Raw genomic sequence first — 13,207 nt, 5'->3', positions numbered from 1 at the left:
GCAGCTATGGTGCAGGTCCAATGAGGTCGCCGACTGGGCTTGGCCCGCGAACATCCTCAATGCGTAGGTGCCCTTCGATGATCGCGCCGTCTTCCATCCTCACGATCACTCGGCCCTCCAAAGCCAGACCATTCGGGTGATCGCCCTGGGCGACGTGGTCCAGCGAGATGTCCAGCGTGCTGCTGCTCAATTCCGCGCTGCGCCCCTGGCCTGCCGGGCGGAACCTGAAACTGCGGCCGCGCTCCAGGGGTTCAAGCGTTGCCGGGTCGATCTGAAACTCGAGACTGACACGCGCCGAGGGCGTTCGCGGGTCGGGATTTTCCAACGCCTCGATGCTGATGTAGAAGGCAACCGGCGCTGCGCCCCGCGTGTCGGGTGATGTCCAGCTTGCGCTGTGGATCACGCGCCCGGCCAAGCTGTCGAGCAGGGCAGCGGCCGTCGGATCACTATTCTCGGGAGCGGGTCGCGCGGGAATGGTTCGCGCATAAGTGACCAGTCTCAAGGGCGCTTCACCTGCGCGCAGCAGGTCCATGGTGCCGGTCACTTCGTCCCCCGGCATTCCGATTGCCGCAGGCGTGTCCGCCCATGCCGACCGAGGCAAGAGTGTGAGCCCAGCCAGAGCAAAGCCAAAGAGACGCCGGTCGATACGTTGCATCTACTGTGCCTCCATCATGACCCGGCGCGTGACGGTTACGCCCCCGCCGCTCCACTCCATGCCGCCGATCAGGGCGGCATGGTCGGGCGTCATGTTCCAGACCATCAGCCGATAGGTGAAGCTGACCTGCCCGCCATCCGCCATGGTGGTTCCCGACCCGATCAGCCGCGGCAGGCGGTTCACGTCGCAGCCTGCGATCTCGGCCAGTTCCTCGGTGCTGACCTCGCCGTCATCGCCGCGCCAGCCCGGCTCATCCGGGCCGACATAGCGGAAACTGACGGCAGGGCCTCCCGAGGCGTCTTGCAACACGAGATCTTCACCCATCAGAATGAGGCTGACGGCATGGGAGGAGTGATGGGAGGCCGCCACAGACCGGACGCCATCGGTGAGCGTTCCGGGGAAGACAGACAGGCGGTAGGGACCGACGAGATCCTCAAGCGGAGGCGATGCATCGCATTCGCTGGGGAAAAGCTCGATGACTTCGGCCCGCACAGGCCCGGCCAGAAGCGCCGTGCCGATCGCCGCGGCAAGGGCGGCACCGCGCATCAGTCCTGATCCTTGTGAAGCTGGGTCTCGAAACTGCCGCTGATTTCGTGGCAATCTGTGGGATCGGCTTCATAGCCGGGCTGGTCCACCCGGCATATCTCGCCCGAAAAGCGGGCCTGAATCATGCCGGTCTCGCCATCGAAATAATAGCTGTCGACCTCATAGGTGACATTAATACGCTGATCCGGGTTCATCTCCCACATCGGCGGGGTGGAGAGATTGGGTGCATAGCTGACCGAGTCGTTCTGCCAGATGATCGAGGCTGTGCCGTCCTGGGGGTGTTCGTCGAAACTCCGGGTCAGGAACAAGGTGCCTGCCGTGCGCCCGTCCACAGCCCTGACGCCGGTGATCTGCAGTGTGTTCACCCGCGGCAGGCCGGGTGAGCCGCCCAAGGTGCCGACTGTGGCCGACGACATGGTTTCGCCGTCAATTTCGGCGGCCTGCGTCTCGAACACCAATTCCTCGCCCTGGAACGTGACGCGGATTTCGCCGATGGGTTCAAAACCCTGCGCGAAGGCGGGCCCGGCCATAAGCACCAGAAGGGCGGAAAAAATATGTGTCTTCATGGGAATACTCCGGTCGAAAGGGAAAATCACGGGGCGGCGATCACGCCGTCGAATGTCAGGTCGATCTGGCGCGGCGCAGACATATCCACGTTTGCGCCGTAATCACTGGTCTGGCCCAGAACCCCGGACATGCTGCCCGAAAGGCGCAGCGCCTCGCCCTCGATCCCGGCCTCTGTCAGCGTGATTTCGATGTCGCGGCCGAACAGCGCCAGCCCATCGCCGCGCGGCATCAAAAGCACTTCGGGGTTTTCAGGGCTGCCCTGTTGCAGCCCGAACCCGATACTGATCATGCCGAATCCCTCGGGTGCCGCATCGGGCCAGCCCATCAACGAGATGCTGGCGAGGCTCGTACCCCAAAGGAAATCCGATTGCGCGGCAGAGAAGGTCCAGCTGACAGGGGCGCCGTCCAATGTGCCGGAGATGGTGCCGGCGGTTTCCTGCGCCATGGCGGGCAGGGCGGATGCGGCGAAACTGCTGATCGCCAAGCAAAAACTGAATTTACGAAACATCTCGGAGACCTCAGTTTTCGGGGATGACGGTTAGCGGCAGGCGGGCGATCACATTGGACAGATTGCCCTGATAATAGCGCAGCTCATAGGTGCCGGGGGTTTTGGGCGCCTTCAGCCGGACCACGTCTTTTTGCCGTGTATAGGCTTCAGAGAGACGCGAGCCGCCCTCGGGCGCGCCCAGCCAGACCAGATCGTAATTGGCGGGCGGAATGCCGGTCCAGGAGACCTCGAACTCGGCCTCGACCGATACTTCGGGGGGGGCGATCAGACGGATGTCGACCGGCGTCACCTCGATCAGCTTTGTGATGATCGGCACGCCCAGCTTTTGTTCATAGGTCAGCTCATAGGTGCCGGGGGTTGCGGGCATGCGCAGGGTCACCTGGTCGCCATTTTGGGTGCGCGCCTCATGCAACGCGCCGCCCTGTCCCGGATGCCGGATCCTGACCAGATCATTCTGCGCCTTTGGCGGGCCGGACCAGCTGACCTCAAGATAGCTTGCGGCGGGCGCGGTTTCGGGGGCGATGATCTCCAGCGCCAGGTCGGTGATCTCAAGCGCCTTGCGCGAGATGACCTCACGCTTGGCGACATAGTGCAACTCATATGCGCCGTGGGTTTCCGGGAGTTGCAGAGTGGTCTCGAAGCTGTCCCTCGTATGGGCGTCGGTCACGCGCTTGCCACTCGCATCGACCAGCACGATCTGATGATAGGGGGCGGGGCCGATGCCTTCCCAGGACACCGTAAGCCTGGAGGCCACCGGTGCAGAGTCGGGCGCATGCAGGACCACATTGATCGGCGTGACCTCGATTGCTTTCGTGCCTATCACCTTCCGGGCGGCGATATAGCGCAGATCATAGGTGCCGGCGGTGACGGGCGCGGAAAGCGTGGTCTGGAACTTGTCGCGCGTCAGCGAACTGTCGAATGCCTTGCCCGTAGCGGGGTTGTAGATCTCGACAGAATGGTGGGGATGCGCCTCGATCCCGTCCCAGGAGACGGGGATCTGGCTGACGGCCGGCACGCTTTCGGGCGCGGTCAGGATGACCTTGGGCAGCGGCGTCTCGAAGACGAAGGTTGCGGCCTTATTCTCGCCCGCGGCCAGATCGAAGGTCTGGGTCTGCGAGATTTCCAGCGCGGTGTGATAGCCGGTGACGCTCCATTCTCCGTCGCGGACTTCCTGCACGCCAGGGTTGCCGTCGAATTCGAAACTGTCGCCGTCGCGGCTGAACTCCCAGGTGATCGGCGTGTCGATCAGCGGGCCGTTTTCGCTGTCCATCACGGCACGCAGGGTCAGTTCAGCCAGGGCGGGCGGCGGCGGCGGGAACATGACATGCATATTGATGCTGTCTGGCGCGAAGGTGTTCTCCTCCTGCACCGGCTGGTCCCAGACATCGGCGGTGACAGTCACCACATAATCGCCAAAGGGCAACTCGGTGGTGAAGGGATTGCCGTGGCCCTCGACCTCAAAGCTGTGTTCATTGTCCGAGATCCGCCAGAAGACATCGCCTTCGACCAGGGGATTGTTCACCGGATCGCCGGGGTAGAAGAACACGGGCTCTGGTCCAATGGGTTCGGCGCTTTGATGGGCGGTGAAAGTGAACGGAGCCGCCACTGGCGCGGCCACCTGTTCCAGCGCGTCGCGCAGCTCATTGGCATTGTCGGCGGTGAAAAACCTCCCGCCGGTCTCGGCCGCGATGCACTGCATCTGCAGCAGCGCCTCGGCCTCGCCGCGCACATCAAAGCCGATGACATGGGCGGTGAAATCGACGCCCGCCTCGTTCAGCGCACGGGCGGCAGCGCAGGGGTCGGGATTGCAGGTCTCTATCCCGTCCGAAATCAGGATCACGGTCGCCGCCTGTTCGGTATGGCGCAGCGCCTGCGCCGCCGCGATCACCGCATCCGTCATCGGCGTCATGCCGCGCGGGTTCAATTCGGTCACGATCTTTGCGATGTCTTCGCCGGTGCCGCGTGCCGGCGAGACGATGGTCTCTATGTCCGAACACTGGCCGCGTTCGCGATGGCCATAGGCGACAAGGCCAAGGTTCTCGTCTGCGGGAAAGTCGGCCACGAAATCCGCGACCACATCGCGGGCGATGGTGATCTTGTTCACGCCGTCGATCTGCCCCCACATCGAGCCGGAGGCGTCGAGGACAAGGATCGTATCCGGGCGCTGTTGCGCAATGGCTGGCACGGCAAGGCTTGCGGCGGCAAGTGCGGCGAAAAGAGTGCGTTTCATGCGGTTTCTCCCTTGCGGGTAAAGGCGCCCGTGACCCGGGCCTTGAGTTTTCGGAAATGCGACGACATCTGTTCCAGCCGCCCGTCCCATTCGGGATCAAGCGGCTGGCCGTCGGTGGTTTTCACCCAGACCTGCAAGAGGCAGGCGACGGCAAAGGGTTCAAGGAAGGCGGCCTTGACGCTCCATGCGAAGAGCAGCGCGAAAACGAAACCGCCCGCGGACCAGGCACCGGGCATGGCGTAGACCAGCGCCGCCGCCGGCGCGAGCGTGACGAGGAAGACAATCGCGGCCAACCCATAGGTGAAGACCGTCAGCCAGGCCGCGTTGCGCAGCATCGCCTTCCAGTTCTGGCCATAGAGCACCAGCGCCTCGCGGGCCGATCCCCAGGCATCGGAAGACCCGGACCGGATCGCATGGGCCAGGATGATCTCGTCGACAAAGCCCACCGCCACCCGCAAAAACGCCTGCACCACACCCATCAGTTGTTTGACATAGGGGATCGGGAGAATGCCGAGGATTCCGCGCACAAGGCCGGTCACCGCGCGGATCACGCCCTTGACCAGCTGATCCAGCGCGAACAGCATCGAGGCTTGGCCGAAACGCTCTTTCACCACGGCCGTGGCATGGCTGATCTGGCCGCGCCCCTCGGGCAATGTCCGCCCGTCGATCAACTCGACCATAACGGCGATATGCCCGGCCTTGACGATGTAGAGGATGTATTCGCGGATCCAATACATCACCGCGCCGGTGATCCCGAAGCCGATCATGCCGCCCCAGGCCATGCTTTGGGCCCGGAATTCGTCATCGCCAAAGGCACCGATGCCCCAACCCACCCCGACCCCGGTGCCGGTCGCCAGCATATAGGCAAGGGTGATGCCGAAATAGACCGCCGCACGCAAAAGCACGAAAGGCATCGTGCGCAGCATCAGGCCGATCGCCTGTGCCATACTGAAATCCCACATCGTCGAAACGCCCTCGCACGATCCAATTTTTCCGATCCTTGCACGACAGAGCCGGGTCCGCCCCGTTCGTTTGAAGGGGGAAAGACGGCAAAATCTGTGACAGGTATCGCAACAGGGCCTATCCTGACCCGGTTACGAGTAATTTTTACGGAGGCTGATTTGAGAAAGCTGCGGATTTTCACCGCCGCCCTTGCTTGGCTCGCGCTGACTGCCAGCATTTCGCTTGCACAGGATATTCACTATTCTGTCGATAGTGGCACGGGATCGAACACGATCCATGAAGATCGGATCATGGCCTTGCCGATGCATCAGATCGCCACAACGACCTCGGTCACCGAAGGCGTTCAGCAGTTCGAGGGCGTGTTGATGCGCGATCTGCTGGCTCTCATGGCGCGCCATGTGCCGGGCGAAACCGTCGTCGTCGGGGCGCTGAACGATTACGAGGTCGAGATCCCGATGGAGGATTTTATCCGCTTTGACGTGATCCTGGCCCATAGCATGAACGGCACCCGCCTGACCCCGCGTGACAAGGGGCCCTGGTGGATCATCTACCCCCGTGACGACCACGAAGAGTTGCAGGACATCCGCTATGATACCCGCTGGGTCTGGCAGCTGAACCGGCTTGACATCCGGTGAGGAAGCGCGCCCGCCAGTTTGCCGGGGTGGTGCTGCCGCTTGTGACGATCGCGGTCTTCGCGACGGTGCTGCTCATGTCGTTCCGCCAACTCACCGCCACCCAAAGCACGCTGCGGATCGAGCTGACCCAGAACATGCTCTGGGTGATCTCTCGGGCCGAGGCCGCCACCCTGCGGCTGGCCGAAGAGGCGGCCTGGGCCAGGCCGGAGGATTCAGTACGGGTGCATCAGCTGTTGGATGTCTGGTTCTCGCGCACACAAATCCTGCTCGATGAGCCACAGCGCGCCCGCATGATCCATCTGGGGTTCGAGCAGACGCTTACCGCGCTTGAGGCGGCCGGGGGCCACCTCGAGGCAGATCTCGCGCTCCTTCTCACCCGTGACATTGCGGCGAAAGACCGGGTTCAGGAGACGCTTCAACCTCTGGGTCGCGAGCTCGCCCGTGCCGCCAATCGCGCGATGACCGCGGAATGGGACGATGTCGGGCGCCAGTTGGACGAGACCGCTACCGGCATGCGCCAGATCGCTCTGTCGCTGGCGGTGATTGCCGGGGCTGGGCTGGTGCTTGTGCTGTCATTGGCACTGACCGCGCGGGCGTCGAACCGCCGCGCCGCGCAGCTTCAGGCGGAGCGCGCCTTCTCCCAGTTGTTGGTCAGTGCCGGGGATCGCGGGATCGTGGCCTTTGACGCGGCCGGACGGTGCTCAGTGTGGAATGGCGCGATGGAGGCGTTGTTCGGGGTGCGTGCCGCCGAGGCACTCGGCCGCAGTCCTGCTGAAATCGCCGGATTTTTTGCCACGGAGCATATCGCGGCCATGCTGCAGGACATTACGGGGGGCCGTGCGCGTGTGGCGGTCGATCAATCGGTGTTCGGCCGGGATGGCGGAGAGCCGCATTTCATCGACCTGATGGGCTTTCCCTTGCGCCGGGACAATCAGATCATGGGCGCGGTACTGATCGCCTCGGATGTCACCGAACGCCACGACGCACAGCGCGCGCTTGCGCGGCACCGGGATCAGCTGGAAATGGAGGTCGCGCGCCGCACCGAAGAACTGGACGCCGCTCTGATCCGCGAGCGGGCGTCTCTGGACATCTACCGCAATTTTGCCGCGATGATCTCGCACCAGTTCCGCACCCCGCTGGCGGTGATCGATTCCAGCCTGCAGCGGCTGATGCGGCGCGGAAGTGCGGTCGACACCGCCGAGATTGCCGAGCGCGCAACGCGGGCACGCGGTGCCGTCGCGCAGCTGGTGCGCCTGATCGAAAGCATTTTCGACGCCGCCCGTCTTGACGCGGGCCAGGTCACGTTCGACTCGCGCAGGATAGACATTACGGCGCTTCTGGCCGGGCTGATGGCACATGCCGAGCATGATTTCGATCCGATGGGCATTGAGTTTCTGCCCCTGGAAGGCCCGGTCTTCGTGACTGGCGACGAGACGCAGATCGAGCATATCCTGCTCAACCTGCTGTCCAATGCTCGCAAATACTCTGATCCGGGAGAGAGGATCCATGTGACCATTACAGCACAAGGGCATGGCGTTTCGGTCGTCGTCGCCAATCCCGGAAATATAGCAGCCGCGGACCGCCCGCATGTATTTGACCGCTATTACCGGGGCAGCCGGGTGGAGGGGACCAGCGGTATCGGCCTCGGTCTCTATATGGCACGCAGTCTGGCGCGGATTCAGGGGGGCGATCTGGCTTTGCTGGCAACAGCGCCCGGAACGGTCGCATTCGAGCTGACGTTGCTCTCGGCCGGGGCGGGCGCGGCAGAGTTGGATGAAGGAGAGGGCAATGGGCGGGCGTGAGGGCAAGGGACTTGTGCTGTGTATCGACGACGAGACCGATCTCTTGCGCGATCTGGCCGATGAACTGCGTGAGGCTGGCTATGGTGCGATCGAAGTGGCCAGCGGCGAGGGGGCGCTGGAACAACTGGCCCGTGTGCAACCTGATCTGATCCTCTGTGACATCTCGATGCCGGGAATGGATGGCTATGCGGTGCTTAAGGCAGTGAAGGCGGGTGGCGGACCCAATGCCGCGATCCCCTTCGTGTTCCTGACGGCCTTGGCCGAGCGTCAGCAGATCATCGACGGCAAGCGGCTTGGCGCGGATGATTATCTGGTGAAGCCGATCGACTATGATCTGATGCTGGCAACCGTCGAGGCGCGGCTCAGGCAGGTGAAACTCTGGCCGGATCGCGCGGCCCACCCGGCTACGCAGCACTGGCCCGACGCCAGTTCGCCGGAGGCCATGGGTGTTCTGGATGTGCTCGCGACCCCGGTCATCGTGACCGATGCCGGGCGGCGTGTCCATTTTGCCAACACCGCCGCCCGAAAACTCGTCGCGGAGATGGGGGGGCTGCTGTTGGATGGCGTAATCTCTGCGCGTGATGATGCCGAGAACCGCAAACTCGGCATCTGGCTAAGGGAAGTAGGGACAGGCGAAGGCGAGGGAGAGGTTGCCGCCCTGACCATATCAGCCGGTTCAGATGAACATGATCTTCCGCTCTTCGGTATCGCATTGCAGAGCGGCCGGGCTGAACCGCACATCGCGGTGTTTCTGGGAAACAGACAGCGGCCCCCGCTGCCGCGACCGGAAACTCTGTCTTCAATCTACGGTCTGACACCGACTGAAGCGCGGATCTCGCTGCTGCTGGCAGGTGGCGCGAAACCTGCGGCGATTGCGGCAACCTTGGGTGTGTCAGCCACGACCGTTGCCTTCCATCTGCGCAATATTTTCGAGAAAACGGGAGCAGACCGTCAGGCGACCCTTGTGGGTCTGCTTTTTTCTTGCCCTGCGATATCTGCGACGCTCGATTAAGTGACTTTCTCTGGTGAATTTGCGCCCGATGGCAACGACGCGGACCGTGCTCCTTTACTGGCCCTCACGGCTTCCTGCTTGTTTGGGAATGAACCTCCTCGACGAGGTGCAAAAACGCTGACCTGATATCCTCTGGCAGGGAAAAATACGCCTTCAGTATTCGCTGACGCTCTCCGCGCCGTTGCAATGCCTCCAACCCAGAGAACCCGTCTTTGCAATTTTCGGGGAAAGCCGACTTCAAGACTGTATGAGGGTCTACACCCAAAAGATCTGCTATTCTCAGCATCCGCTTGACGGACAGGCCATTCTGGCCTGCTTCATACTTCTGCATCTGCTGGTAGCTCACGCCAATCTCGGCTGCGACATCCGGCAGTGACAAGCCGCGCATTGTCCGCAGCTCTTTCATCCTCGTGCCGAGGCGCCTGTCAAAATCGTCCTGATCGCCATCCAACTCGGACTACCCTTTACCGGGCAGAAGCGAATGCTGCGGTACGCCCCCGCAATCGCTTCCTGACCCATGATCGGGGAGTTGGAAAACCGAACCTGTCCGGTCCCTATGACCTTTAGCACCGGAGCGCCTGGACATACGTCACAGGCTCCCCGACCGCATGGTCAAGGAATCGGCGCCGTTTCGGCCGACGCCAATACCGACAGATTCAGGGGTTTCCACGCCCCAGGGACGACGCGTGGCGTCCCCGAAAGCAGTGTATCGGTTTCAGGGGGGTGGGAGCAAGATGGCGCGTTGACCTGTTAGCGGGGGCTCCGGTCAGGCTACTGTGCCTTTGGCGGCCGGGGCTTTTGGTGCATCAGAGCCGGCCGTCTCACGCAGTTTTCGACCTGCAAGATTCCAGTCGTGCCTGGGCTCATCCCAATTTTGGGTCGAGGTAAGCTGTTGATCCAGGTAGTTGCGGAACTCTTGTTCACCGACCCGGAGTTGGAATGTGTAGAGCCGATTGACGATTTCGCGCATCAAATCACGCATTTCGTCATCGCTGATCCGGGACACCTCCGACCAAGCTATCTGTCGGCCATTGGCATCTGTCACGATCACGTCGGAATAGTCCCCGGTGTGGCTGACCACCCCGGGTCCCGCATGGAGCGTTTCGAGACAAGTGTTGCGGACGCAGATCAGCGCCATGGCCTTGGACAAGACAGACGCAATCTTGCGCTCAAGGTCATTTTGCATGGCTTCCTCATCTCGCAATGCGAGCGAGGGCCTGTCCCTCCCCGCCCTGTTGATCAGATAGCGAAATCTTCGAGCGATTTCCCGGCGGCCAGCGCGTCGCCGATCCAGCCCGGTTTGCGTCCGCGCCCGGACCAGGTCAGTTCCGGGTTTTCTGGATGACGATATTTCGTCACCGAGGGAGAGCGTTTGCGCGCGGTCGCCGCATCGGCAAGTTCCTCGAACGAATAGCCGAGTTCGCGGGCAAGCTCGTCAACCTTGGCGCGGGCCTCGGCTTTGCGGCGATCTTCAAAGGAGGTGATTGCCTTGGCGACTGACTTTTCCAGCTGCTTCAGTTCGCTCAGCGAAAGCGCGTCGAGGTTGATTTCGGTCATCATTGTCCCCTTTGTTCTGAAACATTGATAGGGCAGGGCGCGGCGACGGGCAATTCCTCTTGCGGGGACATGGCCTGACAAGCCTTCATGCCCTAAAGCTGTGGTATGAGCAGGAGATCACAACCAAGACCATTTCGGCGTCCCAGAGGGGGGCGGTCAACTTATGGATATCGGCGTAGAAGCGACGGCGGCAATCGTCTGCTCCAGCTTTTGGCCGTGGCTGGCGGTGCGCTGGCTGTCGGGTTTTTTGCAGTGGAGCGTTTTCCCGAGCTTCTCGGACCAATTCCCGAGCTCGCAGCGGTGCGCGTGATTGAGGGGCCGGTCGGCCACATTCGTGATGGCGATACGATCGAGGTGGTTGGTGTCCCGGTCCGGTTTGGGTCACTGGACTGTGCCGAGCGCGAGACACAAGAGGGTCAGGTGGCGACCCGTCGGCTGCGGGAATTGACTGCTGGACAGTCCCTCACCTGCGCGCTGAACGGCCGCACCAGCTATGATCGTAGCATCGGACGCTGCACTTTGCCCGATGGACGCGACCTGGCTGCAGTGATGATCCGGGAAGGATTGTGCGGCCGATACTGGTGACGGCAGCCCTGTCGGATCCAGAGTGAGAGAGCGGGTGGGTTTCCCGTGACGGGTCCGGGCTGGAGGAGAGGCCTCCGGCGGCTCGTCGCGGAGTGACTACCATGAACACTATGCAGATTCTGGAACCCGCGCGACCGTCGCGCGGTGGCTACAAGGTGGATGTCAGCCGGGGAGAGCGTAACGGCCGGGTGTCGTCCGAATGGTTCAACCGGCCCGATGATGAGCGCTATCTTTCGCTCGATGATCTCTGGGCCTCGGTCAAGGCGCGCTCGGAGCGCAGCACCTCCCGTATCGTCGAGACGGCAAAGATCCATGTCGAGGCCAGCCGCGACAATGCCGAACGGCTGCAACTGATCCTGCCGAAGGCGGATGCGCCGTTGGCGCCGACCCATTGGGCCTTCGGTCAACTCGCCAGCCTAGTCGGTGCGCCGGCGTCGTATCTGCGTCAGCTGCCCGCGCCTCTGGCCGGGATCAACCTGCAGTATGGTCTCTCGGGTCACAGGGCCGAGCAGATCAAGACCTTCGAGACCGAAGACGGCAGGACGGAGCTGCGCGCGGTGACCGGCCCGGATTACGGGCGGATCTATGACCATGAGTTGGTCGAGGCCGTGCAGCGCATCGCGGGCAACGGCACCGGTGATACCCGCTGGAAGGTGCCGGGTACGCTCGACTGGTCGACCGGGGTCTATAACCCGGACGTCGACATCACCCGCGACACGACCACGCTCTATGCCTCGGACCGCGATGTGTTCCTCTTCCTCGTGGACGACCACAATCCGATCGAGGCGGGCAAGCTTCCGGATGGATCGCCGGATCTCTACTTCCGCGGCTTCTACTGCTGGAACTCGGAGGTCGGGGCCAAGACCCTCGGGATTGCCAGTTTCTACCTGCGCGCCGTGTGCCAAAACCGAAATATCTGGGGGCAGGAAGAATTCCAGGAGATCACCATCCGCCATTCGAAATATGCTGCCTCGCGGTTCGCGCATGAGGCGGCACCGGCGCTGACCCGCTTTGCCAATTCTTCGCCATCGGGGTTCATCAACGGGATCAAGGCGGCCCGTCAGCAGATCGTGGCCCGGACGGATGAGGACCGCGAGACCTTCCTGCGCAAGCGCGGTTTCTCGAAGTTCGAGGCGGGCAAGATCATCGACAAGGTTTTGGTGGAGGAGGGCCGCCCGGCCGAGAGCATCTTTGACTTTGTTCAGGGGATCACGCGCCTCGCACGGGACAAGACCCAGCAGGACACCCGGCTTGAGCTGGAGGGCAAGGCCAAGAAGTTGCTCGAGCGCGCGGGCTGACACCAGTCGCGCACTCATTCTTCCCATCATCACGCGGTAGCCCGGCTGCAGGTCCTCGGTTGCCGCGTCCCTTCCCATTCCCGGCCCAAGCGCTCGTGGTCTCATAGATGCGGGCGGAGGGCTTCTCATTCCGGGAGACTCTTGATGCAAACCTTCGACGAAAAAGTGGATACCGCTGTTTACGCCGCCTTCATGGCACTTGGCCTTTCGGTTGCCACGAATATGGAGCTGGCGATCCGGCTCAACGACTTCATCACGCAGGAATTCCAGTTCGTCGTGTCAGATGATGACGACGATGGGGGCGCAAGGCTTGTCGGCGGGCCCGGAGGCCGGGCCGATGACTGAGCAGGAACAGACCGTCATCCTTGAGGCGCGTGAGATTCTTGCGCGCTATTTCAACCAGAACCCGATGCTGACCTCCTGGCAGGCTGTGCTGGACTATTGTGCTCTGGCCGTGCGCGGTGAGGTCGAATGCTTCCACGTACTCTACCTGGACCGGAAGAACCGGCTGATTTCAGATGTTCGGGTCTCGGTCGGAACTGTCGATCATGTGCCAGTCTATCCGCGTGAGGTTCTGAAGCGCGCCCTGCTGATGAACGCGTCGGCGCTGATCCTCGTGCACAATCATCCCAGTGGTGATCCCGAGCCTTCGGAAGCCGACCTGAAGATGACAAAGGAGATCCAGAAGGGCTGCAAGACACTTGGCCTCACGTTGCACGACCATATCATCGTCGGGGCAGGGCGGGAGGTCAGCCTGCGTGCCCGCGGTGATCTCTGAGCGACAGGTCGCCAAATACTCACCGGGCGGGTCTGGCTTGCCATCCTTCACCTGTATCGCCAGTTAAATGT

Annotated in this window: 16 protein-coding genes; 7 read left to right on the top strand and 9 right to left on the bottom strand. The window is 62.4% G+C overall.

From position 1 onward, the window contains the following. Positions 1-4 precede the first annotated feature (4 nt). The 6 genes from HOY34_RS18445 to HOY34_RS18420 are packed head-to-tail and all read right to left on the bottom strand — an operon-like array spanning position 5 to position 5,453. Positions 5-655 carry a hypothetical protein gene (locus HOY34_RS18445; RefSeq protein ID WP_172365583.1) on the bottom strand — a complete coding sequence of 217 codons (651 nt, stop codon included), beginning with the start codon at positions 653-655 and terminating at the stop codon, positions 5-7. Further along, positions 656-1,201 (bottom strand): hypothetical protein, encoded by a 546-nt coding sequence (locus HOY34_RS18440; protein WP_172365581.1) that lies wholly within the window; start codon positions 1,199-1,201, stop codon positions 656-658. Next, complete coding sequence (locus HOY34_RS18435) at positions 1,201-1,767, bottom strand: hypothetical protein (protein WP_172365579.1); 567 nt, start codon at positions 1,765-1,767, stop codon at positions 1,201-1,203. The genes HOY34_RS18440 and HOY34_RS18435 overlap by 1 nt, the downstream gene beginning before the upstream one ends. Before the next feature lie 26 nt (positions 1,768-1,793). Continuing rightward, a complete protein-coding gene (locus HOY34_RS18430) occupies positions 1,794-2,276 on the bottom strand; it encodes a hypothetical protein (RefSeq protein WP_172365577.1) in 483 nt (160 codons plus the stop codon). Positions 2,277-2,286: 10 nt separating this feature from the next. Further along, positions 2,287-4,506, bottom strand: coding sequence for a vWA domain-containing protein (locus HOY34_RS18425; protein ID WP_172365575.1), 2,220 nt, complete (start codon positions 4,504-4,506; stop codon positions 2,287-2,289). After that, the gene (locus HOY34_RS18420; protein ID WP_253944541.1) at positions 4,503-5,453 is read right to left on the bottom strand and encodes a hypothetical protein; all 951 of its coding nucleotides are present in this window, start codon (positions 5,451-5,453) and stop codon (positions 4,503-4,505) included. The genes HOY34_RS18425 and HOY34_RS18420 overlap by 4 nt, the downstream gene beginning before the upstream one ends. Positions 5,454-5,627: 174 nt before the next feature. On the opposite strand from HOY34_RS18420, the gene HOY34_RS18415 reads away from it, so the two are divergent. From HOY34_RS18415 to HOY34_RS18405, 3 genes are read left to right on the top strand one after another with little or no spacing between them, the layout of a single operon-like run. After that, the gene (locus HOY34_RS18415; RefSeq protein ID WP_216654830.1) at positions 5,628-6,104 is read left to right on the top strand and encodes a putative pterin-binding protein; all 477 of its coding nucleotides are present in this window, start codon (positions 5,628-5,630) and stop codon (positions 6,102-6,104) included. Next, complete coding sequence (locus tag HOY34_RS18410) at positions 6,101-7,906, top strand: sensor histidine kinase (protein WP_172365571.1); 1,806 nt, start codon at positions 6,101-6,103, stop codon at positions 7,904-7,906. Before HOY34_RS18415 ends, HOY34_RS18410 begins: the two co-directional genes overlap by 4 nt. Continuing rightward, on the top strand, positions 7,878-8,918 hold the full coding sequence (locus HOY34_RS18405) for a response regulator (protein WP_366926982.1): 1,041 nt from the start codon (positions 7,878-7,880) through the stop codon (positions 8,916-8,918). Before HOY34_RS18410 ends, HOY34_RS18405 begins: the two co-directional genes overlap by 29 nt. A 64-nt stretch (positions 8,919-8,982) precedes the next feature. Here HOY34_RS18405 and HOY34_RS18400 read toward each other — a convergent pair whose 3' ends face one another. The 3 genes from HOY34_RS18400 to HOY34_RS18390 all read right to left on the bottom strand — a co-directional run bounded on the left by HOY34_RS18400 (position 8,983) and on the right by HOY34_RS18390 (position 10,475). Then, on the bottom strand, positions 8,983-9,369 hold the full coding sequence (locus HOY34_RS18400; RefSeq protein ID WP_172365567.1) for a helix-turn-helix domain-containing protein: 387 nt from the start codon (positions 9,367-9,369) through the stop codon (positions 8,983-8,985). A 315-nt stretch (positions 9,370-9,684) separates the two neighbouring features. Next, complete coding sequence (locus HOY34_RS18395) at positions 9,685-10,104, bottom strand: hypothetical protein (protein WP_172365565.1); 420 nt, start codon at positions 10,102-10,104, stop codon at positions 9,685-9,687. A 53-nt stretch (positions 10,105-10,157) separates the two neighbouring features. Next, positions 10,158-10,475 carry an H-NS histone family protein gene (locus HOY34_RS18390; protein ID WP_172365563.1) on the bottom strand — a complete coding sequence of 106 codons (318 nt, stop codon included), beginning with the start codon at positions 10,473-10,475 and terminating at the stop codon, positions 10,158-10,160. A gap of 216 nt (positions 10,476-10,691) precedes the next feature. Here HOY34_RS18390 and HOY34_RS18385 point away from each other — a divergent pair, with 216 nt between their 5' ends. The 4 genes from HOY34_RS18385 (at position 10,692) to HOY34_RS18370 (ending at position 13,136) form a co-directional block, all read left to right on the top strand. After that, positions 10,692-11,060, top strand: a complete 369-nt coding sequence (locus HOY34_RS18385; RefSeq protein WP_172365561.1) for a thermonuclease family protein — start codon at positions 10,692-10,694, stop codon at positions 11,058-11,060. Positions 11,061-11,161: 101 nt separating this feature from the next. After that, entirely contained in the window at positions 11,162-12,358 is a 1,197-nt protein-coding gene (locus HOY34_RS18380; protein WP_172365559.1) for a DUF932 domain-containing protein, read from the top strand. 144 nt (positions 12,359-12,502) lie between these two features. Then, complete coding sequence (locus HOY34_RS18375; protein WP_172365557.1) at positions 12,503-12,703, top strand: hypothetical protein; 201 nt, start codon at positions 12,503-12,505, stop codon at positions 12,701-12,703. After that, complete coding sequence (locus tag HOY34_RS18370; RefSeq protein ID WP_172365555.1) at positions 12,696-13,136, top strand: JAB domain-containing protein; 441 nt, start codon at positions 12,696-12,698, stop codon at positions 13,134-13,136. Before HOY34_RS18375 ends, HOY34_RS18370 begins: the two co-directional genes overlap by 8 nt. The last annotated feature ends 71 nt before the right edge of the window (positions 13,137-13,207 follow it).

Origin of the sequence: Pseudogemmobacter hezensis, assembly GCF_013155295.1 — a bacterium.
Classification (GTDB): domain Bacteria; phylum Pseudomonadota; class Alphaproteobacteria; order Rhodobacterales; family Rhodobacteraceae; genus Pseudogemmobacter; species Pseudogemmobacter hezensis.
This window is presented reverse-complemented; position numbering and strand designations above follow the sequence as displayed.